We start from the raw sequence: 24,276 nt of genomic DNA on the forward strand, positions 1-24,276 counted from the left end.
ATCAGCGGCCGGAGCCGTCGGCGCAGACGGATCCGATAATGCGGCAAGCTTTGCCAGCCTTGCCGCATTCGTCAAGCGCGGCATCCCTGGCGTGCTGGATGCTGTCGCGCTGGACCAGCGACCAGGATTTGTCTGATATCGCGAACGCGCCGCAGCGGTTGCCGTAGAAGGAGAGCTCGATCGGACATTTGGCGCCGGCGCAATTGCCGCGCGCATCCGCCACCGCCGCGCGCCGCGAGGCGTGGTTCCACGATATGCCCCATTTGCTGCTGTCGGGACCGTACACGATCGAGCCCCACGGCTTCAGATCCTCCATCTTGCGCATCCGCAGCAGCAGGCCTTCGGTTGCCTCGCCCGTCGGTGCCATCGAGATCCGCTGCTGGAGCTTGGTGATCGCACGGGTCAGTCCATCGGGCGTGTCAGGATCGAAATTGAGCTCGTAGAGCCGCTCGCTCAATTCGCTCAGCAGCGCGGCATCGCGCAGCGGCACGCGATCGGGATCGGCGCGCAGCCGATCCGCCGGCAGCGGATCGGGCTGCATCGCGGCGACCTGCGGCGGCGGGCTTTGCGTCGGCGGCACGAAATAGAAGGTGCCGTCGATCGGCGAGGACGACACCCAGGGCTGCTGCGCGCCTGATGTGGCGCGCTTCACGGCGAGGCCGACCTGGTTGAAGGTCTGGAACACGTCGAGGCCCGCGGTCCGGACCGTCGCCGCCAGCGCCTTGGTGTAGGGGCTGTGGCCGTCGCTGCCGTCCTGCGCGACGTTGCCGGGCTGCGTCGCGTAGGAGATCAGCGTGCCCTCCGGCGCGCGCATCTGCGCAAGGCCGCCGTCGGAGGATCGCAGGCCGCGCGAGCCAAACGGGTTGTTGCGGCAGGCGTCGAGGATCACGAGGTTGAGGCGCGTACCCGATCCCTGCATCTGCCGCAGCACGAGGTTGACGTCGGTCATCTGGAAATCGACATCGGCCTCGCGCGTCGGATTGGCGCCGACAGGCACGAGATAGTTGGAGCCGGCGACTTGCACGCCGTGGCCGGCATAATAGAACAGCGCGACGTCGGCGCCCTGGACCTGCCGGCCAAAGCTCTGCACCGCGATATCCATCGCGCCCTTGTCGAGATCGAGCTGGGCGCGCCCGCCGACCAGCGTGAAGCCGAGCGCGCCAAGCGTCTCCGCCATCAGGCTCGCGTCCTTGGACGGGTTGTCGAGCGGCGTGATGTTCTTGTAGGCGGAGTTGCCGACGACCAGCGCAATGCGCTTCCCGGCCGAGGCGGGCGCCGCCCCGGCGACAAGCAGGGCTGCGGCCAGCGCCGCCAGCCCCACGACGCGATTGAAAATCCTCGCGCGCATGAAAACCCCCAAAGCGAAAACTCTTCAAGGCAATGACGCCAATCTACCAGCCCGGCGCCCCGGCGAAAAGCGGTGCGACATTCTGTGCAGGGCAATCGCATGGGAGCGTTACAGGCCGTCATGCCCGGGCTTGTCCCGGGCATCCACCCCGGGCCACGCACGCCGGAATGATGACGGATGGATCGGTGTTTACTTCCAGACCCGCGCCAGCGTCAGCGCTAGACACCCCAGCGCAGTGCCGATCAGCCCCACCATCGCGTAGGACTGCGCGAACACGCCGGTCTGGATGAAGACCTGACAGGCGATGGCGATGCAGATCGCGGCCAGCAGCAGGCAGGCGCAGCCGGCGATGGTCGACAGATAGCGCATCGCGGTTGCGACGGGCCCTGCGGGTGATGCGGGATCGTTCATGCGGGGATACAACGGCGCGGCCGGCGGCGGTTACTCCGCCGCGGCGTGCACGCAAGAGCATCAGTCGCGGGCGCAGCAATCGACAAGTGCGCGCCAGATGCGCTGAACTTCGATGGTCCGCTGCAGCTCAAGGACGTGGTTCTCGCTTGCATGAGAGGACTTTTCCTCCAGTCGTGATTCACGCGGTGCGATCCAGCGCTCGGATATCGGATCGTACCATTTGCCGAGATCGACCAAGTTCGTGTCTCCTCTCTTCGATCCCCCTGGTCTTTCAGCCCATGCGCCTGTTCGTGGTGTTCTGGGTGATGTTGCCGTGCTCGGCCTGTTCGCGAATGTTCTGCTTCTCGTCGTCGCGATGGCCCTTGGTGGTGTCGAGCGGAATTGACGGCGTGCTGCCGGGACCCTTGTGGCTCTGGTTCTCCGCGGGAACAGGCTTGACCGTTTTCGTCAGCGGCTTCGTCATGGGCTTTGACTCCGTCGTTGCCTCACGAGATGCCAACGCATGGGACATTCGCGGCGTTCCAATTGGTGGTCTGATGTGATCGGTGCGGAGGCGACGGGAAGGGCTGTCAGCGAAACCGCCGTGTCACCATTGCAAGCACGAAGACAGGCTCGCTTCCGTCAAACACGCTGAGTGTCCAGCTGTCGCCGGGGCGCAGCGCATGCTCGACGTCGCGGGAGAGGCGGACGGCTTCGCACCAGGCGGCATCGTCGTCGAGGAGCGTTTCACCGGTCGTGTCGGTGTGAGGTTGCTGGCCCTCGAAATGAAAGAAGTACCGCGCCATGTCGGGCAATGCGGGCCACGCGAATATGTTCCGGCTGCGCGGATCGTTCTAGCCCGCCGCGCGTCCCAGCACTTCGCGAAAGTGCTTCTTCACCGCGCCGTTGCAGGTGCAGGCGCTTGTCTCGAGCGCCGGCGCATCGAGAATCAGGATGGCGCCGCGGCGGGTCGCGAGGATGCGCCTGGCCTTGAACGTCTGGATGACGCGGCTGGCATAGCTGCGGGAGACGCCGAGCATCCCGGCGAGCTGCTCGTGGGTGAGGCGGATTTCGTCGCTGCCGATATGCTCTCGGGCCGCGATGATCCATTTCGCCGCGCGTTGCTCGATCGAATGCGCCGCGTTGCAGGCCGCGGTCTGGAGCAGCTGCGCGAACTGGCAGGCTGCGTAGCGCGAAAAAATCTCATGCATGCTGGGCGATCGCTGCTGCGCCTGCTCGAGCGCGCGCAGCGGCAGGCGGACCAGCGTGCCGCCGACCTTCACGACGACGCGGGAAAAGGCCGGCGACGGGCTGCGGCCTGCGGAAAGACCGATCCCGCCCTCGCGGCCCACCAGGAGACTTTCGACCTCGCGGTCATCCTCAACCGGCACCGCGAACGACACGAACGCGGGGCCGCAGGGGAAGTGGACCACGGAGATGCCGTCGCCGGCGTGATGCAGAACGTGGTTCGCGGCGACCTCGACCGATTGCAGGTGCGGCGCGAGCAGCTCGAAATCCTGGGCGCTGAGCCTTCGCAGCAGATCGTTCCTGGGCCGGCCGGTCACGCTTCTTGTCTCTGGGCTCTTCGTTGGCCGGGAATCGGCGTCTCCAGGAAAAAGCCTACGTTTCCGCGCAGGAACCGACAGTTCCAAAGTGAACACAAGTGTTTGCGGGAAACCGAAAAGTTCGCAGCAGCGAGGCGTCGCGCCGTCCGGCGTTGCCCGCGGGACACGCTGCGAACTTTGTTCTCATCCGGAGAACTACGGAATTTCCAAATGAGCCAGCGCTTGTGGGGCGCCGCGGGCTCTTATCCGAGACGGATCTGGCGTTCGGCCAGGAGGCGGCTTTGGGCCACCTGCTTGCGGTAGTCACCGATCGCCTTGTTGGCGAGCATCAACTGCCGGCGTTCACCGGTCCTGAGCTGCGCTTCGATGGCATCCAGAATGGTGTGCGCGGTCTCGTCCGGAGGTCCGAGCTCGCCGCTCTGCTCCAGGAAGCTCCAGGCGATGAAGAAGGCGCTTTCGACGGTGCAACGAATGGACATGCGCTGCCAACGCGGTGTGGTCGCAGCCGTTCCGCGCACGCCGTCGTGCCTTCAGCGCGCACTGGTTTGGCGCTACTTCAGCGAGGTGCTGATCGAGCCGAACTTCAGCTTCAACGACGAGCCGAGATTGTTGACCACGGCGATGATCGCGAGCGCGATGCCGGCTGCGATCAGGCCGTACTCGATCGCAGTGGCGCCGGTTTCATCGGCCAGGAAGCGGCGGATGGTCTGCATGGCCTCACCAGAATTCCAAAGAGAAAGCTGGCGAGGACTTCGCGGCTTGCCGGTTCCCCTATTTGGAACCGGGGCTTGCGTCAATTCCGGGTTAATTCGGCGGAGGAAAGCGCGGCGGCGAGACCTCGTCCCGCCGCCAAGCCTGTCCAGATTTTCCTGCGCGTCAGTTCTTCAGCACGATGCGGCCGACGACCTTGCCGGCGCGCAACTCGTCGATCCATTTCTGGATGTCGCCCATCGGCTCCTCGCGCATCGGCGTCGGCTTGATCTTGCCGGCGCGGGCGAGCGCCATCAGCTCCTGGGCTTCCGCGAGCGTGCCGACCATGAAGCCTTCGACGGTTAGGCGCTTGTAGACCCATTGCACCATCGGCAGGGTGAACTGGCCGCCCATCAGGCCGGAGACGACGACCTTGCCGCCGCGCGCGGCGACCGCCACGGCAAAGGCCATCGACTTCTCATTGCCGGCGAAATCGACGACCTCGTCGAAGCCGCCCTCGGTTTCCTTCAGGATGCGTTTGATCACGTCGGGCTCGGACGGATCGTAGGCGTTGGCTGCGCCGTTCTTCAGCGCGGTCTCGCGTGCGGCCGGCGAGAGATCGGCCACCGTGATCGGCTGCTTGAACATCGCCTGCGCGAACGACAGGCCCATCATGCCGACGCCACCGAGACCGATCAGCAGCAGATTGCGCTGGCGCGGGCGGTCGACGAGGCGCTTGAGCGCGCCGTAGGCGGTCACGCCGGAGCACATCAGGGTCGCGGCCTGGTTGACGGGCAGGGGATCGTAGTCGAGCAGGTACTTTGCGTCGGGCACCAGCACGTGGGTGGCGAAGCCGCCGTCGATGGAGACGCCGAGGAAGCGCTGTTTCGCGCAAAGGTTCTCGTCGCCATTGGCGCAGTCGCGGCACTGGCCGCAGCCGATCCACGGGAACACCGCCTTCTTGGCTCCGACAAGGTTCGCCGGCACGTCCGAGCCGACTTCGTCGACCACGCCCGCGATCTCGTGGCCGAGCGTGAAGGGCAGCGTCATGCCGCGCGTGGTGTCGAGCTTCTTGCCGCCGCCGAGATCGGCATAGCCGTCCTGGATGTGCAGGTCGGAATGGCAGAGGCCGCAGCGCTCGATGCGCACCAGCACCTCGCGGCCTTTCGGCTTCGGCGTGTCGACGATGGTCTCGCACAAGGGCGCATCGAACTTGACCAGGGACTGCCGACGCATCAACGCCATATTCCTTCCTCCGAAATTCCTGTTATCCAGCTTGCTTTCGTATATCCGCCAATTCACGTGCCATGGCAACAAAGCCTGATATCGGAATGGTCTCGGCACGGCGCGTCGCATCGACACCTGCGGCGGCGGCAAGGCGAGCGGGATCCGCTTGAAGCGATTTCAGGCTCTGCCGCAGCATTTTTCGTCGCTGCCCGAAAGCGGCGGCTGCGACCTGTTCGAGCAGCTTGCGATCGCAAGGCAGAGGCTCTGCGCGCGGCACCAGCCGCACGACGGAGGAGGTGACCTTCGGCGGCGGCACGAAGGCGGAGGGCGAAATGTCGAACAGGATCTTCGTCTCGCAGCGCCAGTTGGCGAGCACGCCGAGGCGGCCATAGGCCTCCTCGTCCTCGCGTGCCACGATGCGCTCGCCGACCTCGCGCTGGAACATCAGGACCATCATGTCGTACCAGGGCGGCCAAGGGTCGGTGGTGAGCCAGCCGATCAGGAGCTGGGTCGCAATGTTGTAAGGCAGGTTCGCGACGATCTTTGCTCTTTCGCCATTGAGCAGCGGACGCGGGTCGAAGGTCATGGCATCGCCATGCACGATCTCGAGCCTATCAGGGTAGCGCGCGGAAATATCCTGCAAGGCGGGGATCGCGCGCTCGTCATGCTCGATGGCGATGACGCGTTTGGCGCCGAGCGCGAGCAACGCGCGCGTCAACCCGCCCGGGCCGGGACCGATCTCAACGATGGTGGAGTCCTCGAGCGGCGCGGCGGCACGCGCGATGCGCGCGGTGAGATTGAGGTCGAGCAGGAAGTTCTGCCCCAGCGATTTGCGTGCCGACAGTGCGTGCTGGCGAATGACCTCGCGAAGCGGCGGGAGGTCGTCGATCGCGCTCATCAGCTTTGCGCAGCCGCCATGCGGCTTGCGAGCTTGAGCGCCGCGATCAGGCTTGCCGGATTGGCCTTGGCCGTGCCGGCGATGTCGAAGGCGGTGCCGTGATCGGGCGAGGTGCGGATGAAGGGCAGGCCGAGCGTGACATTGACCGCGTCGTCGAAGGCGACCGTCTTGATCGGGATCAGCGCCTGGTCGTGGTACATGCAGACGGCGCAGTCATAGGTGCTGCGTGCGGCCTCGTGGAACATGGTGTCGGCAGGGAGCGGTCCCTTCGCCTCGATGCCGTCGCTACGCAACGCCTTGAGCGCTGGTGCAATCACGGTCTGCTCCTCGTGGCCGAGCGAGCCGTCCTCTCCGGCATGCGGATTGAGGCCGGAGATCGCGATGCGCGGCCTTTCGATGCTGAAGCGGGATTTCAACTCGGTCGCGACGATGCGCACGGTCGAGACAATGAGTTCGCTGGTGAGCTGGGCCAGCGCATCGCGCAAGGAGACGTGGATGGTCACGGGCACCACGGCGAGCCGCGGCGACCACAGCATCATCACCGGCTGCGGCACGCGGCCGTTCTCTGCAGCGAGCTCGGCGAGGTATTCGGTGTGGCCGGGATGGCGGAAGCCTGAGCGGTAGAGCACGCTCTTGGCGATCGGGTTGGTGACGACGGCGCCGGCGCGGCCTTCACGGACGTCGGCGACCGCCTGCCGGATCGAAGCGAGCGCGGCCGGCGCGCTCGCTTCATCGGGCTTGCCGGGCTCGGCTGTTGCACTCTCGCCCGTTGCGACCACGGGCAGGGCCTCGGTGAACGCGGCTGCGGCCTCGCCGGCGCTTACCGAGGCAATCCGGATATCGGCGCCGAGGGCCTTGGCGCGGCGGGCGACGAAGGCCTCGTCGCCGAGCAGATAGAAGGCGGGCAGGTTCAGTTCGCGGCGTCTGAGCCAGGCTGCGATCGTGATGTCGGGGCCGATGCCGGCGGGCTCACCCAGGGTCAGGGCGAGGGGCTTCGAAGGCTTGATGGAAGGTTCTAAGGCGAAGTTGGCCATCAGCGGTTGCGATATTCGATCATCGCCGCTTTCCGGAGATCATCGAGATAGGCCTTCTGGGTCTTCTCGTATTTCTCCGAATACATCTTCTCGCGGACCTCGCGCTTTTTCGGCGTGTCGATCATGGTCGGCTTGCGCGAGCACAGCACGACCATCTCGATGCCCGCCTTGGTGACCTCCGGCGCGGTCAGGTGGCCGATCTGGGTGTCGTCGAGCACCTTGCGAAGCGCCTCGGGCAGTTCCGCGGTGGTCTTGGTGACGGTGTCGCGGATGGTGGCGTTCGGCGTTGAGCGGAACAGCGAATTGGCTTCCTCGCAGCTTCCGACACGCGAGCGATAGGTCTCGGCTTCCTTCTGCCGCGTCTCCAGGAACGCCGGGGACGAGCCGCGCGGCACGATCAGCACGATCGGCTGCATCTTGTACTCGGTGCCCTCGATCTGGAGCTTGTCGCCGGTCTGGGCCTGCACGGCCTGCGCGACGTCGCGCTCGCCGACCATCAGCTTCTCCTTGAAGCGTCCGCGTACGAGGCTGGTCCAGACCATCTCGGCCTTCATGCGGCCCTTCAGCGTCTCGGGGCGGACGCCCTTGACCTCGAGCGACTTGGTGAGCTGATCCGGCGTGATGCGCATGCGCTGCGCCATGCCCTCGTAGGACTGGTTGATGTCGGAGATGCCGGGGTCGACGCCGTATTTCTTGCCTTCCTTGAGCTTCACCTTGTCGTCGATCAGCTCGTTGATGACGTCCTGGCGGCTCGGGGTCTTCTGCGTGGTCAGCTGGTCGAGCTTGGAGCGCTGCTCGATGTCGAAATCGGTGATCGGGTCGCCGTTGACCATCACGACGATGTTCTGCGCGCGCGACGGCGCGGGCAGGCCGGTGAGGATCAACCCGGCACCGATGGCGAGGAGGAGGCGAAAAACAGGCAATTGGGTCGTCATGATTCTCGCTCGCATGTCAGCCGGGATGAGCTCGCTCTTGGGAGAGCCCGGCCGTCATTTCAGACGGTTCATTGGTAGCCGGCGGACGAGCTGGACCCCGTCGAGGTCGCCAGCGTGCGCAGGCCGATCTGGAACATGAACGCGTGGTTCAGCACGGGCGGCGCTGTGCCCGCAGAGTAACTATACGAAGTTACATAGTTCACGCCGAGCACGAAGCAATCGTCGACATAGCCCGCTCCGAGCACATACTGGTTGATCTTGTTGGCCTCGAGGTCCCAGCGCGCCGAGCCGGTCACCACCCAATTGGCCGCGACCTTGATCGAGCCCGAGGTCAGGATGCCCTCGCGCCGCGTCAGATAGCCGAGCTCCGGCTGCTCGGCGTAATTGCCGTACATCATGCTGACCGACCAGCGATTGAAGTTGGCGCGGCCTTCCGCCTCGAAGCGCTGCACGTTCCAGGTCTGCTCGTCCATGCGGGAGCGGACGCTGAACGTGTAGGTGCTGTTGGGTGAGTAGCTGGCGCTCGCCACGTAATCCGAGCGCGGCTTGTCAAGGCCGGAATCAAGGCCGGTGTTGATGGTGTCCTGGACCGTGTAGGAGTTCAGGCCGAACAGCTGGTAGGACTGGCCGAACAGCACCTTGACGGCGCCGCCCTTGTCGAACTGCGTGGTGGACTGCACGCCGACATTGGCGCGGCCGCCGCCCTCGACGCGGTCGTAACCGGAGAACTTGTCGACGCTGAACAGGTTCGAGGTGTCGAACACCATGCTCTGGGCGTCCTCGTTCGGGAACTTGCCGGCATAGGGCTCGTTCGGCCGGATGATGACCTGCGCGATCGGCTCGATGGTGGTCGAGCCCCAGGGCTGAACGTTGATGAAGGGATAGCGGTATTCGAGGCCGACGGTCGGCATCAGGCGGAATGCCTGGGTGTCGCCGACCGGCAGGTAGTTCGACACGCCCGGCTGGTTGGAGATCGAGGCGTTGATCGCGTCGGCACGGAGGCTGGCGAACGGCGTCCAGATCTCGCCGAACGGGTCGGTGTAGGACTTGCGCCACTGCGCTTCCGCCGTGAGGCGGGTGTAGGTGCCGGGGACGCCGCGCAGCAAGCACTGCGACGGCGTGCGCGCGAGCGGATCGGCCGACGTCGTCGTGCACAGGCTGGCGGTATTGGCGAGCGTGGTGATCGGATCGAACACCGCCGTGTCACGCGACAGGTTCGTGAAGTTGGTCTTGTAGCTGAACTCGCCGCCGAACACCGGATAGTTGAGCACGTTCGAATAGTCGATCACGGGATAGACGATCGGCACCTGGCTCTGGTTGCCCGAGTAGCTCAGCCAGTACATCGTGCGCGCATCGAAGAAGCTGCGATTACCGACGCCGGTCAGATAGAGCTGCGACAATGCGTCGGTCGGCAGATACAGGAACGAGCCCAGCGGATCGCGGTATTGCGACAAGCGGTAGTCCGAGAAGAAGTAGTAGTCGGACATGACGACGCCGTCCCAGCCCCAGACCCACTTGTCGTTCAGCGCGAACTGACCCTTGGTGTCGACGGCGCCGCGGAACTGGCGGTCGCCGGGCTGGCCGGCGAGTGCGCCGGGGTCGAGTTGGTCGATGCCGTAGACTCGGATCTGGTAGGCGCCGTCCATCAGGCGCTGGCGGTATTCGGCCTGGAACAGCACGCCCTGCCTGGAGGTGATGCGCGGGCTGAAGGTCATGTCCATATCGGGCGCGATCGCCCAGTAGAACGGAACTTCGACACCGTAGCCGAACGGCGTGTTCGACGTGAAGCCCGGCATCAGGAAGCCGGTCTTGCGCTTCACGGTCGGGTCGGGCGTCGAGAAATAGGGCATGTAGGCGATCGGCACGCCGAAGAATTCGAGCTGCGCCGTCTCGAAATACAGCATCTTCTCCTGCTGGTCGTGGATGATGCGCGCACCCTTGACCTGCCACAGCGGCGGCTTCTTCGGATCGTCCTTACACGGCGCGCAGGCCGTGTAGACGCCGTTCTCGAACACCGTGTAGTTGCCGCTGGAGCGGTCGGCGCGGCTCGCCGCCATGCGGGTCTGGTCGGCGGTGTCCACGCGCAGCGAATCGACGAAACCGTCGCGGTAGTCGTCGGAGAGATCCAGGATCTCGGCATAGGTGATCTTGCCGTCGGCATCCGTCATGCGGACGTTGCCTTCGGCATGCAGCCGCTTGGTCTTCTGGTCGTAGATGACCTTGTCGGCCTCGACGCTGGTGCCGTTGTAGAACAGCTGGACGTTACCGACCGCGGAGACGCGCGAATTGTTGTAGTCGTAGTCGACCTCGGTCGCCTGAACCAGCATCTGGTTGTCGTTGGCGACCTTCGGCGGCTTCGCACGCGGCGGCAGCGGATTGTAGGTGAAGCTCTGAGCGGAGGCCGGCGTCACGGCCGCAATGTCCATCAGCCCGCCGAGCGACGCCACGGCGGCGACAGCCAGCAGGAGCCTGCGAATGGACAAGCCGTATCCGTTCGCGCGCACCACAGTACGCTGCGTCAAACGAGACACGAGCCCTCGATGGACGGCAGTCACTAACCGTCCTCCTGATACAACAAGGCCAAAAAGCCGGTGAGGCCGCCCACCACCGCGGGCAACCACGCCGCAGCGATCGGATGCATCAACTCAGCCTTGCTCAAGTCTTCAGTCACTTTCGACAAAACGTAGAGCAGAAAGCCTGCGCCCACGCCACTCAAAACCATCTTCTGCACGCCGCCCATCCGGAAGAAACGCAACGACACGGAAGCCGCCAGCATCACCATGGCGGCCAGTAAAAACGGCTGTGCCAGGAGCTTGTGATACTGGAGTCGATAGCCGGCTGTCGCGAAGCCTGAGCTCTCGGAGGAGCGGATGTAGCTCGGTAGTTGCCAAAAGGACACAGTCTCGGGTGTGGAAAAGCTGTTGCGGATCTGGGCTTCGGTCAGCGTCGTCGGAATCTCCAACGTCGCCTGGTCGATCGGTGGCGAATCCAGCGAGAAGCGGCGCACGGATTTGAACAGCCAGTGACCGGACTCCAGCGCCGCCTCGCGCGCCTCGATCCGCTCCTTGAAATGCCAGTCCGTATCGAATCGGAACAGGGTCAGGCCGGTCAGCCGGACGCCCTGCTGCTCGCTGCGCGCCGCGTTGATGATGACCTGGCCGTCATTGGTGACCTGGTTGAGCCAGAAGCCGGAGGCGTCCTGGATGCCGCCGCCGGGGGCCGAGCCGAACAGCTCGGCTTCCATGCGCTTGGACAGCTCGCGCAGGTTCGCCGACATCGGATTGTAGGCGACGGTGGCGATCACCCCGATCAGGAGCGCGCTGCCGAGAGCCGGCGAGATGAATTGCCACGCGGAGATTCCGGCGGCGCGCGCGACCACGAGCTCGAGCCGGCGGGAGAGGGCGAGATAGCAGGTCATGGCGCCGATCAGCATGCAGAACGGCGTCAGCTTCTCCAGCAATTGCGGGACCCGAAACAGCGAGGTCTCGGCCACCATGATCGCGGAGGCGGATGCGAGCCCTGAGGTCTTGCGCACCATCTCAATGTAGTCGACCAGCACCAGCAGCAGGAAGATGCCCGCGAACACGCCGAGCGCCGCGACGACGAAGCGTCCGGCGAAATAGCGCCCGAGGGTGTTGGTGAGCATGCTCATGCGGCGGCCGGCCGTCCGAACAGCCGCGCGATGCGCGCGTTCGACCTGTTGATGGCCTCCATGAGGCGGGGCGGCGGCTCGACCACGATGCCGCCGATGATCAACCACAGCCCGACGCCGATGGCGCCCAGGACCATCGCGTATTGGAACAGCACCGGGCCAGGCGACTTTACCGCCATCACCGAGCAGGCGAATCCTGCCATGCGCAGGCCGAACACGGCGATCACCGAGCCGCCGATCGAGAAGTTGCGGCTCTGGCGCGTGGTGCGCGGCGCGCCGAGGAAGGCGAAGGTCAGCACGGCAAAGGCGAAGGGATAGATCGGCGCCAGCAGGCTGTCGTGCAGAGCCGAGCGGAACTGTCCGGGAATCTGCTTGTAGACCGGATCGTCCTCGGACGGGGAGAACAGCTCCCAGAGATAGCGCTCGCGGATGCCGAGGGTGACGTCGTGACCCTGGCCCGAGAACTTCGACATGTCGAAGCCGTAGCGGCCGAACGCCACCAGCGCGGGATCGCGCTTGCCGGCCTCGAAGCGCTGGAGATTGCCGTCCTTGAGCACCAGGAACGAGCCGTTGTCGTTCTTCACGACCTCGCCATGCTCGGCGACGATCGAGACGCGCTCGTTGGGATCGCGGCGATCGTCGATGAAGATCCCGGCGAGGATGCCGCCGGGCTGGCGTTCGCGGATCCGGATCGTCAGGTTCTTGTCGAGCTGGGCGAAGCGGCCGGGCTGGAGGATGTTGGTGAGCACGTCGGCGGTGATCTCGGCGTCCCACTGCTTGATCCGCCGCATGCCGTCGGGGGCGAGATAGGCCGCGATGAAGGCGACCAGCAGCGCCACGACACAGGTGGCGTAGAAGAACGGATAGAACAGCCGGAACGGCGAGAAGCCGGCGGCATTCATCACGATGATCTCGGAATCGGTCGCGAGCTTGTTCAGCGTGTGCGAGATCGCGATCATCAGCGCGATCGGCGAGATGATCAGGACCAGTGCCGGCACGACGAGGCTGGTGATGCCGAGGAAGGTCAGGATGGTCTGACCCTGGCTCGTCATCAGGTCGATGCCGCGCAACGCCTGCGTAATCCAGATCACGCCGGTGAGGCTGACCAGGACCAGCGCAAACGACGCCAGCGTCGTGCGGAAGATATACCTATCGATTGACCCCATGCGCTACCGCACGAATCCCCACCAGCGCCCCAATGCAGGCCGGAAGTCCGGCTGCCCAACCAATCCCCGATCAGGGGATCCCCAAGGTCGGCCAACCACCTCTACCACCGGCTTACTCTCTCACTACCATCCCTTTGATCCATCAACAAAATGGCTGCCCCGTGGCGCCGTCAATATATGGTTAATATTTCCCTCGTTGTGGCCCGGCGGCCACGGGGGTGCTTGGCAGCCACCGCGCCAGTGGCCCATAGTGGGGAAAGTCCAGTGAATCGTCGTTCAGCTCCGGCCCCTGGCCGGGTCCGCCCAGCGACGAAAAACCCGATGTTTTGAAGGAGTTACCCATGTCCGATGCCATCAAGGTCGGCTTTGTTCCGTTGTCTGCTGCCGCCCGTGGCATCCTGGTCGTGTTCTGCGACGACACTCTGAAGCTCGGTCCGGCGACGGCCAAGGCACTCGGCGGCGCCACTGAGTTGGTCAAGCGGGCGGCCTCCGCCGCCGGCTTCAAGGGCAAAAGCGGCGCCGCGCTGGACATCCTGGCGCCGGAGGGGGTGAAGGCTACCCGCCTGGTCGTGATCGGCGCCGGCAAGGCGGCGAGCCTGAAGGCGAACGACTTCCTCAAATTCGGCGGCGTGGCGGCGGGCAAGCTTTCGGCCGCGGCCGCTGCCATGACCATCATCGCGGAACTTCCTGATGGCGCCATGACCAGCGAGCAGGCGGTTGCGATCGCCTCGGGCCTGCGGCTGCGCGCCTACAAGTTCGATCGCTACAAGACGAAAAAGAAAGACGGCGAGGAGGGCGGCTTGCGCGCCGACATCTTGCTTGCGGTCGGCGATGCCACCGCGGCGAAGAAGGCGTTTGCCTCGGCCGGCCATGTCGTCGACGGCGTGATCATCGCGCGCGATCTCGTCAACGAGCCGCCGAACGTGCTTTTCCCCGAGGAGTTCGCGCGCCGCGCGGGCCTGCTCCGCAAGCTCGGCGTCAAGGTCGAGGTGCTCGACGTCAGGGCGATGGACAAGCTCGGCATGGGCGCGCTGCTCGGCGTCGGCCAGGGTTCGTCGCGGCCGAGCCGGACCGTGATCATGCGCTGGGACGGCGGCAAGAAGGGCGAGGCACCGGTCGCCTTTGTCGGCAAGGGCGTCTGCTTCGACACCGGCGGCATTTCGATCAAGCCGGCCGGCAGCATGGAAGACATGAAGGGCGACATGGGCGGTGCCGCCTGCGTCGTCGGCCTGATGCACGCGCTCGCCGCGCGCAAGGCCAAGGCCAACGTCGTCGGCGCTATCGGCCTCGTCGAGAACATGCCCGACGGCAATGCGCAGCGGCCGGGCGACATCGTCACCTCGATGTCGGGCCAGACCATCGAGATCATCAACACCGACGCCGAAGGCCGCCTCGTGCTCGCCGACGTGCTCTGGTACGTGGCCAAAAAGACCAAGCCGAAATTCATGGTGGATCTGGCGACGCTGACCGGCGCGATCATGGTCGCGCTCGGCACCGAGCATGCCGGCATGTTCTCCAACAATGACGAGCTCGCCGACCGTCTGCTCGCGGCCGGCATCGAGAGCGGAGAGAAAGTCTGGCGCATGCCGCTCGGCCCCGAATACGACAAGCTGATCGATTCCCAGTTCGCCGACATGAAGAACACCGGCGGCCGCCATGGCGGCTCGATCACCGCGGCGCAGTTCCTCCAGCGCTTCGTCGACGGCACGCCGTGGGCGCATCTCGACATCGCCGGCACCGCGATGGGCGCGCCGAAGACCGACATCAACCAGAGCTGGGGAAGCGGCTACGGTGTGCGTTTGCTCGACCGTCTGGTCGCCGACCACTACGAGCGCAAATGAACTGAGATGACCGAAGTCCTTTTCTACCATCTGCAAAACATGACGGTGGAGAACGTGTTGCCGCCGTTTCTCGAGAAATCGCTCGAGCGCGGCTGGCGCGTCGTGGTGCAGTCGACCTCGCCGGAGCGCGCCGACGCGCTCGACGCGCACCTATGGACTTACCGCGACGATTCGTTCCTGCCGCACGCGACATGGCGCGTGAACGATGCCGCCGATCAGCCGATCGTGCTGGCGATCGAGGAGGACAATCCCAACGGCGCCAATGTCCGCTTCCTGGTCGACAACGCCGCGCTGCCGCAGGACGCGCAGGGCTATGAACGCATGGTGCTGCTGTTCAACGGCGACGATCCTGACGCGCTGGCGTTTGCCCGGAGCGCCTGGACGGATTGCAAGGCGCAGGGATTTGATGTCACCTATTGGCAGGCCGACGAACGGGGCCGTTGGCAGCGCCGGAATTAGCCCGTCCTATTCGTGAGAGTGCGGCTTTTGGGCCCGATTGATGCGGCCGCACATCTTGTCTGACGAGGCGCACAGGATTGCCTTCGGCTTTTCGCCGCCTGACGACCGGTACTTTGCAACGCGCTTGAGGGATGGGTTGGGCGAACGGGGGCGGACGCCCCGCCGGTCAAGGACCGAGCGGCAGCAGCGCGCCGGGCAAGCCGCAGATCAGGTCGGCTTCGGGACATGCCGCGGCAAACGCAAGGCGAATGCGGCTCGTGGTCTCGACGACACGGGCGGCGATTTTCAAGAGCCGAAGACGCAGCGTCGCGAACTCGGCAGCGGCCAATTCCCGGGCTTTGGGAATGGCGTCGCGCACGGTCAGCATCAGCCAATAAGCGGCCGTATGGAGCACGAGACGGACCTGGTTGGCGAGCGCCGAACGGCAGCTGGTGCGATCGGAGGCGAGCTGCGTCTTATGCAGCTTGATCAGATTCTCGGCTTGGCCGCGCGCGCAATACAGGCTGTCGTAGATCCACTCGGCCGAGCCGACATCGAGGCTGGTGACGACGAAGCGGATGTCGAGGCCGAGCATCGTCGCCTCAATACGGGCGACAGTGCGCCGTTCGCGATCCCAGGACTTTGCCTTGTGGCGCGTCTCGGTATAGCCACGCAGAACCGGCAGGTTCTCGATGGCGCGTCGCGTGCGGATGTCGTCGGCGACCTCGTCGACTTTTCTGGCGAGAGGCTTGGTGCCGGACAGACCGAAGATGTAGTCGATGCCGTTGGTCTCGCACCACGCCATTGCCTCCGGCCGGGCATAGTGCCCGTCGCCACGGAACGTAATTTGCGTGTTGTGCCATCGCGTCCGGATATGCCGTACCAGGCGGCGCAGATGGGCACGCACCTCGACGCCGCCCGGCGTCTTGCCGGGCCGCAGCACGACGGCCACGGGCCGGCTCTTCTCCGTGTCGTAGACGTGGATCGGCAGGAAGCAGCGTTCGTCATAATGAGCGTTGAACAGCGAGAGCTGCTGATGGCCGTGGACGACGTCGCAGGTATCATCGATGTCGAGCGTGACGGATGCCGGCTCGCGCGGGTAGCTATCCATCCATGCGTCGACCAAAGTGTAGGTCAGCCGGATCACGTCGCGCAGGCGCGGAGCATTCTCCAGCCGCGACAGCGTCGGCTGGGAACACAAATCCCGGCCCGTGTCCGGTAGGCGACCGCAGGCCAGTTTGAATGCCGGATCGGACCTCAGATGATCGAGGTCGTCGGCGTCCTCGTAGCCGCAGCAGATCGCGAACATGCGAGCGCGGAACATATCGACCAGGCTGTGCACGACCCGCGTCGGATCGCGCCGATCCGGGAACACCCGGGCCAGATTGTTGGCCAAACCGAGACGCCGCTCGGCCATCGCCAGAAGCATCACGCCCCCGTTCGAGGTTAGGCGCCCACCATCGAAGGCAGCTGTGACTTTCTTGGCGTGAACGGCTGGAAACGAGAAGGGCGGAATCGTATCGTCGGTCATGGCGGGCGTGGCGTTCGCGGTTGGAGGTGATGGGGTTGGCTTCGCAACCGAATCCTACGCCGCATCAGCGCTTTACCCCTCAGGCGCACTCTTACGAATAAGACGGGTTAAGTTGAAGAAAGATTGAGTGACTCCCGATCATTTCTGTGCCGAAACGTGGAGTCGCGGTCGTGCCGCGTCCAAAGAAACCGGCGCGAGCGGCCTATTAGACGCGGTAGGTGATCAGCCTCCGAAACGAGACTATCAAGCATGAAGAGATCGAGCGCGAGGCAGAGGTTTTATTTGTGTTGAATTCTTGCTTCTCGATAGTGGTCTGAAATCGTATCATCGGTCATGGCGGGCGTGGCGTTCGCGGTTGAAGGTGATGGGGTGGCTTCGCAACCGAATCCTACGCCGCATCAGCGCTTTACACCACGCTCGCCAGCCTCTCAGGCGCCCTCTCGCGAATAAGACGGGTTAGCGGTCGTTTGCAATCAATGATAATTTGCACTTTTCGGGCGATGCTGGCTTTTGTCACCTTCGTGCCGCAAAGTGATGTTGGGACAATCGCTTAGGGCCGGTCCTTCATGCGGGGAATTTAGTTTATCGTGCGACATCAAAAGCTTCCCAGCTCGCTCATAGTTGCGTTGGCTGCCGTAGCACCGCTGCTCGCGGGCTGCTCGGGGACCGACCTGTTGTCCAAGGATGCCCAGTGGTTCAACACGCCGAGCCGCCTGTTCATCAAGAGCATCTCAATCGAATCGCCACCGTTGACCCCCGACAAGCCCGTGACGGCCGAGGATCTGGTCAGCGCCGACGGCGCCTGTCGCGGCATGACGCCGCCCCCTGGGCCGGCTGACGCCAATGCTTCGACGACGGCGCCGGCGCCCATGGGCGGCACGGTCGCGCTCGGTCACACCGAATGCGACGTGGTGCGCGGCATCGGGGCGCCCTCGACCGTCAATCTCTCCAGTGACGCCGCCGGTCGGCGCGTTGCCGTGGTCACCTGGAGCACCGGTCCGCGCGCAGGCATCTACACCTTCACGTCCGGCCGTCTGTCCTCGATCGAGGGCACGCCGGAAGCGCCTGTCATGCCGAAGGCGACCAAGCCGAAGCCGAAGAAGAAGTCGGCGTAAGGCGAACTCTCGCGTCCCGGACGCGCTGCAGCGCCATCAGCGCGTTCACGCGCGTCTTCGACGCGCTATGCGCTGCTGCGCAGAGCTGGGACCTAGTCTCTCTCGATCCAGTCTCTCTTGATCATGAGCCCCGGCTCAGCAGCGCACCACTATCGTGCTGCGCTACGTCCGGGGCACGAGAGCAACGATCGAATTCGCCATCTCATCAAACTTAATGCGTCGTCGCTTCGAGCTGTGGCTTCTGCGCGCGCATCAATGTGTTTGGTGGGATTCGCGCGCGCCTTCGAAAGTCACGCTGCCGTTATACGTGATCGGCAATTCGTGATGTGAGAGCGTTTGCATCCGCTGTCGAAACCAGCCCGGAGGAAAACTGGAGGAAATCTCCAGAATAATCACGTGCGTCTAAAGCAGTGCTTCAAGTAAGACATCCGCACCACTGCTACGCATCGAGGGGAGGGGCTAGATCGATCGAAGGAATATTTGGATGTCTACTACCTCTGTTTTCTCCCCGGTTACGGGCCAGCTCACCATTTTCGGCGACAGCGCCAATAACGGCGTCGTGATCAGCCGCGACAAGTCGGGCCGCATTCTCATCAATAACGGGCAGGTGAAGACGATCGGTGGCGATCCCACTGTGGCCAACACCAATGAGATCGACATCTTCGGTCAGGGCGGCGACGACACGATCACCGTTAACGAATCCAACGGCACGATGCCCGCGGTGCACATTTTCGGCGGCGACGGCAATGACAGGATCACGGGCGGCTCGGGTGCCGATTTGCTGTTTGGGCAGGCCGGCGACGATACGATCAAGGGCGGCGGCGGCAACGATCTGCTGTTCGGCGGCGCGGGCAACGACACGCTGGACGGCGGCAGCGGCGACAACCAGTTGTTCGGGGAAGCGGGCAACGACCTCATGATCTGGAATCCGGGGGGCGGCACCAACCTGTTCGAGGGCGGTGACGGCAACGACACCGCGCAGGTCAACGGAAGCAATGACCCGGAGACGTTCACGATCACGGCGAACGGCACGCGCGTGCGATTCGACGGGACGGGCGCGGCGCCATTTTCGCTCGACATCGGCACGACGGAGAATCTCGTGCTGCACGCCGGCGGCGGCGACGACGTCATCACCGCAAGCAATGGACTCGCCAGCCTGATCTCGCTGACGCTCGACGGCGGCGCCGGCAACGACAGGATCACCGGCGGCGACGGCAACGACCTCCTGATCGGCGGCAGCGGCGACGACATCGTCAATGGCGGACGCGGCAACGACGTCGCGCAATTGGGGACGGGCGACGACACCTTCATCTGGAATCCCGGCGACGGCAGCGACACGGTCGAAGGCGGATCGGGCAACGACAAGCTGCTGTTCAACGGCGCCAACGTCAACGAGAAGATCGATATCTCGGCTAACGGCGGCAGGGTGCGCTTCACCCGCGACGTCGCCAACATCACGATGGACCTCGACAGCATCGAGCAGATCGAATTCGATGCACGCGGCGGCGCCGACAACATCACCGTCGGCGATCTCTCCGGGACCGGCGTCAAGCAGGTGCTGGTCGATCTCGGAGCCGTTCCCGGCGGCACGCAAGGCGACGGCGCGGCCGACACGGTGACCGTCAACGGCACTAACGGCGGCCAGCACATCGAGGTCACGTCCAACGGGACGACCGTGACGGTGACGGGCCTGCCCGAAGTCGTGACGATCGCGAATGCGGAAGCTGCCAACGACCGGCTGCTGATCCAGGCGCTCGGCGGCAACGACGTCATCGATGCATCGCTACTTGCTGCGGCGATTGGGCTGACCATCGACAGCGGCGCGGGCAACGATACCATCACCGGCAGTCAGGGTGCCGACACCCTGATCGGCGGTGACGGAAACGACAAGGTCACCGGTGGCCGCGGCAACGACGTCGCGCTTCTCGGCGCAGGCGACGACCTCTTCACGTGGAATCCCGGTGATGGTAGCGACACCGTCGAAGGTGGCGCGGGAACGGATACACTGGTGTTCAACGGCTCCAACGTCGCCGAGAACATGTCGATCTCGGCGAATGGCGGCCGCGCGCTTCTCACCCGCGACGTCGGCGCGATCACCATGGATCTCAACGGCGTCGAGCATGTGCAGATCGCTGCCGCCGGCGGCGCCGACAACATCACCGTCAACGATCTCTCCGGCACCGGCGTCACGCAGGTGGCGATCGACCTCAGTGCCGGCCCCGGCAGCCAGAGTGGTGACGGTGCGGCAGATCGTGTGACCGTGAACGGCACCGCAGGCGATGACAACATCTCGATCACGACCTCTGGCGGATCGATCGTTGTCAACGGCCTTGCGGCGCAGGTGACCATCGCTCACGCCGATGCCGGTGACGTCCTGACCGTCAACGGCGGAGGCGGTAACGACGTCATCAATGCCTCGTCCATCAAGGCGGGGCAGCCGTTCAGCCTCAACATCAATGGCGGTGACGGCAACGACACCATCACCGGCAGTGCCGGCAATGACATCGTGAACGGCGGCCGTGGCAACGACGTTGCCAATCTCGGCGCTGGCGATGATACCTTCGTCTGGAATCCCGGCGACGGCAGCGACATTGTCGAAGGCGGCAAGGGCACCGATACGCTGCTGTTCAACGGCGCCAACATCAACGAGAACATCAACATCTCGGCCAATGGCGGCCGGGTGCTGTTCACCCGCGATGTTGCTTCCATCGCGATGGACCTGAACGGCGTCGAGCATATCAACTTCAACGCCCTCGGTGGTACCGACAACATCACGATCGGCGACCTCTCGGGGACCGGCGTGAATCAGGTCAACCTCGACCTCGGCGCCAATGACGGTGCCGCGGATACGGTGACGATCAACGGAACCAGCGGCAGCGACGTCATCACGGTGACCGAGCACGACGGCATCATTACGGTGTCGGGGCTTGGCCAGGACATCAACATCACCGATGCCGGAACGGGCGACAGGATCGTGATCAACGGGCTCGATGGCGACGACGTCATCACGGCCTCCGGTCTGCACGGCGGCATCCAGCTCGTCGCCAATGGAGGCAATGGCGATGACATCCTGATCGGCAGCCCCGGCAACGACACGCTCGCGGGCGGTGCGGGTGACGACGTGCTGATCGGTGGCGGCGGACAGGACGTCCTCGACGGTGGCCCCGGCAACAACGTCGTCATCAACGGGGGCGGGGCGATGGCGGCCGCGATGCTGCTCAACCAGGCCATGGCGGCGAACCTTATCCCGGCAGGTGACGGTCACGGCGAGATGCCGTTGCCCGATCCGCACGCGGCGCAGAGCCAGACCCTCGCACCGCCGCAACACGCCTGACACTAGCCCGTCCTATTCGTGAGAGTGCGGCTTTTGGGCCCGATTGATGCGGCCGCACATCTTGTCTGACGAGGCGCACAGGATTGCCTTCGGCTTTTCGCCGCCTGACGACCGGTACTTTGCAACGCGCTTGAGGGATGGGTTGGGCGAACGGGGGCGGACGCCCCGCCGGTCAAGGACCGAGCGGCAGCAGCGCGCCGGGCAAGCCGCAGATCAGGTCGGCTTCGGGACATGCCGCGGCAAACGCAAGGCGAATGCGGCTCGTGGTCTCGACGACACGGGCGGCGATTTTCAAGAGCCGAAGACGCAGCGTCGCGAACTCGGCAGCGGCCAATTCCCGGGCTTTGGGAATGGCGTCGCGCACGGTCAGCATCAGCCAATAAGCGGCCGTATGGAGCACGAGACGGACCTGGTTGGCGAGCGCCGAACGGCAGCTGGTGCGATCGGAGGCGAGCTGCGTCTTATGCAGCTTGATCAGATTCTCGGCTTGGCCGCGCGCGCAATACAGGCTGTCGTAGATCCACTCGGCCGAGCCGACATCGAGGCTGGTGACGACGAAGCGGATGTCGAGGCCGAGCATCGTCGCCTCAATACGGGCGACAGTGCGCCGTTCGCGATCCCAGGACTTTGCCTTGTGGCGCGTCTCGGTATAGCCACGCAGAACCGGCAGGTTCTCGATGGCGCGTCGCGTGCGGATGTCGTCGGCGACCTCGTCGACTTTTCTGGCGAGAGGCTTGGTGCCGGACAGACCGAAGATGTAGTCGATGCCGTTGGTCTCGCACCACGCCATGGCCTCCGGCCGGGCATAGTGCCCGTCGCCACGGAACGTAATTTGCGTGTTGTGCCATCGCGTCCGGATATGCCGTACCAGGCGGCGCAGATGGGCACGCACCTCGACGCCGCCCGGCGTCTTGCCGGGCCGCAGCACGACGGCCACGGGCCGGCTCTTCTCCGTGTCGTAGACGTGGATCGGCAGGAAGCAGCGTTCGTCATAATGAGCGTTGAACAGCGAGAGCTGCTGATGGCCGTGGACGACGTCGCAGGTATCATCGATGTCGAGCGTGACGGATGCCGGCTCGCGCGGGTAGCTATCCATCCATGCGTCGACCAAAGTGTAGGTCAGCCGGATCACGTCGCGCAGGCGCGGAGCATTCTCCAGCCGCGACAGCGTCGGCTGGGAACACAAATCCCGGCCCGTGTCCGGTAGGCGACCGCAGGCCAGCTTGAATGCCGGATCGGACCGCAGATGATCGAGGTCGTCGGCGTCCTCGTAGCCGCAGCAGATCGCGAACATGCGCGCGCGGAACATATCGACCAGGCTGTGCACGACCCGCGTCGGATCGCGCCGATCCGGGAACACCCGGGCCAAATTGTCGGCCAAACCGAGACGCCGCTCGGCCATCGCCAGAAGCATCACGCCCCCGTTCGAGGTTAGGCGCCCACCATCGAAGGCAGCTGTGACTTTCTTGGCGTGAACGGCTGGAAACGAGAAGGGCGGAATCGTATCGTCGGTCATGGCGGGCGTGGCGTTCGCGGTTGGAGGTGATGGGGTTGGCTTCGCAACCGAATCCTACGCCGCATCAGCGCTTTACCCCTCAGGCGCACTCTTACGAATAAGACGGGTTAAGTTGAAGAAAGATTGAGTGACTCCCGATCATTTCTGTGCCGAAACGTGGAGTCGCGGTCGTGCCGCGTCCAAAGAAACCGGCGCGAGCGGCCTATTAGACGCGGTAGGTGATCAGCCTCCGAAACGAGACTATCAAGCATGAAGAGATCGAGCGCGAGGCAGAGGTTTTATTTGTGTTGAATTCTTGCTTCTCGATAGTGGTCTGAAATCGTATCATCGGTCATGGCGGGCGTGGCGTTCGCGGTTGAAGGTGATGGGGTGGCTTCGCAACCGAATCCTACGCCGCATCAGCGCTTTACACCACGCTCGCCAGCCTCTCAGGCGCCCTCTCGCGAATAAGACGGGCTAGTACCCGGAATCAGAGCTGAGTGATACGGCGGCCCTTGAAACGGCGTTGACGGACCTTTTTCTTGGTCCAGACGAAGGGTTCGGCTCTGTCGTTGTATGCGTTGACGTAGGCATCGATGTGTTCCTGAAGCTGCTTGAGGCTCGTGAAGGAGGTGCCGCTGAGCGACTGCCCCTGCAAGATGGAAAACCATACTTCGACCTGATTGAGCCATGACGCACTTGTCGGCGTGAAATGAAATTGCACGTTGGGGTGGGCCTTGAGCCAGTCCTCGTTCTTTTTATGGGTGTTGAGGTTGTCGAGGATGACGTGAAGCTTGCGGTTCGGAAAAGCCGCGGTGACGCTGTTCATGAAATCGAGAAACTCGACGCGGCGCCGGCGTTTTGAATGGGTCGCGATGATCTTTCCGGTGGCGACTTCGAGCGCCGCAAACAATGTTGTGGTGCCATGCCGCTTGTAATCGTGGCTTTGGCCGGTCAAGGCGCGGCCATTGGGCAACTTCAGATAACCCTGCGCTCGCTCCAAAGCCTGGATCGAGGGCTTCTCGTCCACGCACAGCACAATGGCCTTCGCCGGCGGCGCGACATAGAGGCCGACAACATCGGCGGCTTTGGCCGTAAAGTTCGGGTCGTTGCTCTCGCACCAGGACTTGCGAGCCACCAGGTCAATCTTGTGGCTGCGCAGGAACCGCCAGACATATTGGACATCGACATCGCCCAGCGCCTCGGCCAGCAGGGGGCCGGTCCAGCGCGCAAACCCTTGCGGTGGCGGCTTATCCAGCAGCTTCAGAATCCGCTTGTCGGTCGTCTTCGTATAGATCGGCTGCTTGCCAGGCCGCGGCTTGTCTTGCAGCCCTTCAAGGCCATGGTCGGCATAGCGATGCCGCCAAAGGCTGACAATCCGCGGCTGGACCCCAACTTCCTTGGCGATCGACCGGGTGCTGCGCCCATCCGCCGCCAACAGAACTATCCGCGCCCGCTTCAAATCGCGCTGCAACGTCACCGGTGAGCGACAGCACGCCTCAAGCACCTTGCGATCTTTCCTCGAAAGGTGGACTTCTCTTGCTTCGGGTATCATCCCGACCTTGAATCACGACTCACGTTCCAAGAAAAGTGGGTACTAGGCTCCGGCCGGGAGAA

Annotated in this window: 22 protein-coding genes; 4 read left to right on the forward strand and 18 right to left on the reverse strand. The window is 64.3% G+C overall.

Going from position 1 to position 24,276, the window contains the following annotated elements:
- Position 1 precedes the first annotated feature (1 nt).
- The 15 genes from J4G43_RS23170 to lptF all read right to left on the reverse strand — a co-directional run bounded on the left by J4G43_RS23170 (position 2) and on the right by lptF (position 12,905).
- Positions 2 to 1,348, reverse strand: a complete 1,347-nt coding sequence (locus J4G43_RS23170; protein WP_208086430.1) for a caspase family protein — start codon at positions 1,346 to 1,348, stop codon at positions 2 to 4.
- 189 nt (positions 1,349 to 1,537) lie between these two features.
- Entirely contained in the window at positions 1,538 to 1,759 is a 222-nt protein-coding gene (locus tag J4G43_RS23175) for a hypothetical protein (RefSeq protein WP_208086431.1), read from the reverse strand.
- A 60-nt stretch (positions 1,760 to 1,819) separates the two neighbouring features.
- The gene (locus J4G43_RS23180) at positions 1,820 to 1,996 is read right to left on the reverse strand and encodes a hypothetical protein (protein WP_166095994.1); all 177 of its coding nucleotides are present in this window, start codon (positions 1,994 to 1,996) and stop codon (positions 1,820 to 1,822) included.
- A 34-nt stretch (positions 1,997 to 2,030) separates the two neighbouring features.
- Positions 2,031 to 2,222, reverse strand: a complete 192-nt coding sequence (locus J4G43_RS23185) for a hypothetical protein (protein WP_063983688.1) — start codon at positions 2,220 to 2,222, stop codon at positions 2,031 to 2,033.
- Between the two features lie 106 nt (positions 2,223 to 2,328).
- Entirely contained in the window at positions 2,329 to 2,544 is a 216-nt protein-coding gene (locus tag J4G43_RS23190; RefSeq protein ID WP_208089391.1) for a DUF6894 family protein, read from the reverse strand.
- 48 nt (positions 2,545 to 2,592) lie between these two features.
- Positions 2,593 to 3,303: a Crp/Fnr family transcriptional regulator gene (locus tag J4G43_RS23195; protein WP_208086432.1), complete on the reverse strand. Its 711-nt coding sequence runs from the start codon at positions 3,301 to 3,303 to the stop codon at positions 2,593 to 2,595.
- Between the two features lie 242 nt (positions 3,304 to 3,545).
- Positions 3,546 to 3,782: a hypothetical protein gene (locus J4G43_RS23200; protein WP_208086433.1), complete on the reverse strand. Its 237-nt coding sequence runs from the start codon at positions 3,780 to 3,782 to the stop codon at positions 3,546 to 3,548.
- 72 nt (positions 3,783 to 3,854) lie between these two features.
- Positions 3,855 to 4,016, reverse strand: a complete 162-nt coding sequence (locus J4G43_RS23205) for a Flp family type IVb pilin (protein ID WP_028147743.1) — start codon at positions 4,014 to 4,016, stop codon at positions 3,855 to 3,857.
- Between the two features lie 163 nt (positions 4,017 to 4,179).
- Entirely contained in the window at positions 4,180 to 5,238 is a 1,059-nt protein-coding gene (locus tag J4G43_RS23210; protein WP_208086434.1) for an alcohol dehydrogenase, read from the reverse strand.
- A 22-nt stretch (positions 5,239 to 5,260) separates the two neighbouring features.
- Positions 5,261 to 6,118 (reverse strand): 16S rRNA (adenine(1518)-N(6)/adenine(1519)-N(6))-dimethyltransferase RsmA, encoded by an 858-nt coding sequence (rsmA, locus tag J4G43_RS23215; RefSeq protein ID WP_085402860.1) that lies wholly within the window; start codon positions 6,116 to 6,118, stop codon positions 5,261 to 5,263.
- Positions 6,118 to 7,152: a 4-hydroxythreonine-4-phosphate dehydrogenase PdxA gene (gene pdxA, locus J4G43_RS23220; protein WP_208086435.1), complete on the reverse strand. Its 1,035-nt coding sequence runs from the start codon at positions 7,150 to 7,152 to the stop codon at positions 6,118 to 6,120. The genes rsmA and pdxA overlap by 1 nt, the downstream gene beginning before the upstream one ends.
- Positions 7,152 to 8,087, reverse strand: a complete 936-nt coding sequence (locus tag J4G43_RS23225) for a peptidylprolyl isomerase family protein (protein WP_208086436.1) — start codon at positions 8,085 to 8,087, stop codon at positions 7,152 to 7,154. Before J4G43_RS23225 ends, pdxA begins: the two co-directional genes overlap by 1 nt.
- 68 nt (positions 8,088 to 8,155) lie before the next feature.
- On the reverse strand, positions 8,156 to 10,642 hold the full coding sequence (locus J4G43_RS23230) for an LPS-assembly protein LptD (protein ID WP_208086437.1): 2,487 nt from the start codon (positions 10,640 to 10,642) through the stop codon (positions 8,156 to 8,158).
- Entirely contained in the window at positions 10,642 to 11,739 is a 1,098-nt protein-coding gene (lptG, locus tag J4G43_RS23235; protein ID WP_063983680.1) for an LPS export ABC transporter permease LptG, read from the reverse strand. Before lptG ends, J4G43_RS23230 begins: the two co-directional genes overlap by 1 nt.
- Positions 11,736 to 12,905, reverse strand: a complete 1,170-nt coding sequence (gene lptF, locus J4G43_RS23240; RefSeq protein WP_063983679.1) for an LPS export ABC transporter permease LptF — start codon at positions 12,903 to 12,905, stop codon at positions 11,736 to 11,738. The genes lptG and lptF overlap by 4 nt, the downstream gene beginning before the upstream one ends.
- 341 nt (positions 12,906 to 13,246) lie before the next feature.
- Here lptF and J4G43_RS23245 point away from each other — a divergent pair, with 341 nt between their 5' ends.
- Positions 13,247 to 14,746 carry a leucyl aminopeptidase gene (locus J4G43_RS23245; RefSeq protein WP_208086438.1) on the forward strand — a complete coding sequence of 500 codons (1,500 nt, stop codon included), beginning with the start codon at positions 13,247 to 13,249 and terminating at the stop codon, positions 14,744 to 14,746.
- A gap of 6 nt (positions 14,747 to 14,752) precedes the next feature.
- Entirely contained in the window at positions 14,753 to 15,205 is a 453-nt protein-coding gene (locus J4G43_RS23250) for a DNA polymerase III subunit chi (protein WP_208086439.1), read from the forward strand.
- Between the two features lie 166 nt (positions 15,206 to 15,371).
- Here J4G43_RS23250 and J4G43_RS23255 read toward each other — a convergent pair whose 3' ends face one another.
- Positions 15,372 to 16,715 carry an IS1380-like element ISBdi2 family transposase gene (locus tag J4G43_RS23255; protein WP_208086440.1) on the reverse strand — a complete coding sequence of 448 codons (1,344 nt, stop codon included), beginning with the start codon at positions 16,713 to 16,715 and terminating at the stop codon, positions 15,372 to 15,374.
- A 626-nt stretch (positions 16,716 to 17,341) separates the two neighbouring features.
- Between J4G43_RS23255 and J4G43_RS23260 the strand changes: the two genes are divergently transcribed.
- Both J4G43_RS23260 and J4G43_RS23265 read left to right on the forward strand, forming a co-directional pair.
- Positions 17,342 to 17,830 (forward strand): hypothetical protein, encoded by a 489-nt coding sequence (locus J4G43_RS23260; RefSeq protein ID WP_208086441.1) that lies wholly within the window; start codon positions 17,342 to 17,344, stop codon positions 17,828 to 17,830.
- Positions 17,831 to 18,314: 484 nt separating this feature from the next.
- Positions 18,315 to 21,164, forward strand: coding sequence for a beta strand repeat-containing protein (locus J4G43_RS23265; protein ID WP_208086442.1), 2,850 nt, complete (start codon positions 18,315 to 18,317; stop codon positions 21,162 to 21,164).
- 172 nt (positions 21,165 to 21,336) lie between these two features.
- Here the strand turns inward: J4G43_RS23265 and J4G43_RS23270 are convergent, their stop codons facing one another.
- Both J4G43_RS23270 and J4G43_RS23275 read right to left on the reverse strand, forming a co-directional pair.
- On the reverse strand, positions 21,337 to 22,680 hold the full coding sequence (locus J4G43_RS23270) for an IS1380-like element ISBdi2 family transposase (RefSeq protein WP_060907906.1): 1,344 nt from the start codon (positions 22,678 to 22,680) through the stop codon (positions 21,337 to 21,339).
- Between the two features lie 469 nt (positions 22,681 to 23,149).
- Entirely contained in the window at positions 23,150 to 24,214 is a 1,065-nt protein-coding gene (locus J4G43_RS23275) for an IS630-like element ISRj1 family transposase (RefSeq protein WP_026192128.1), read from the reverse strand.
- Positions 24,215 to 24,276: the final 62 nt, after the last annotated feature.

Source organism: Bradyrhizobium barranii subsp. barranii (assembly GCF_017565645.3).
Classification (GTDB): domain Bacteria; phylum Pseudomonadota; class Alphaproteobacteria; order Rhizobiales; family Xanthobacteraceae; genus Bradyrhizobium; species Bradyrhizobium barranii.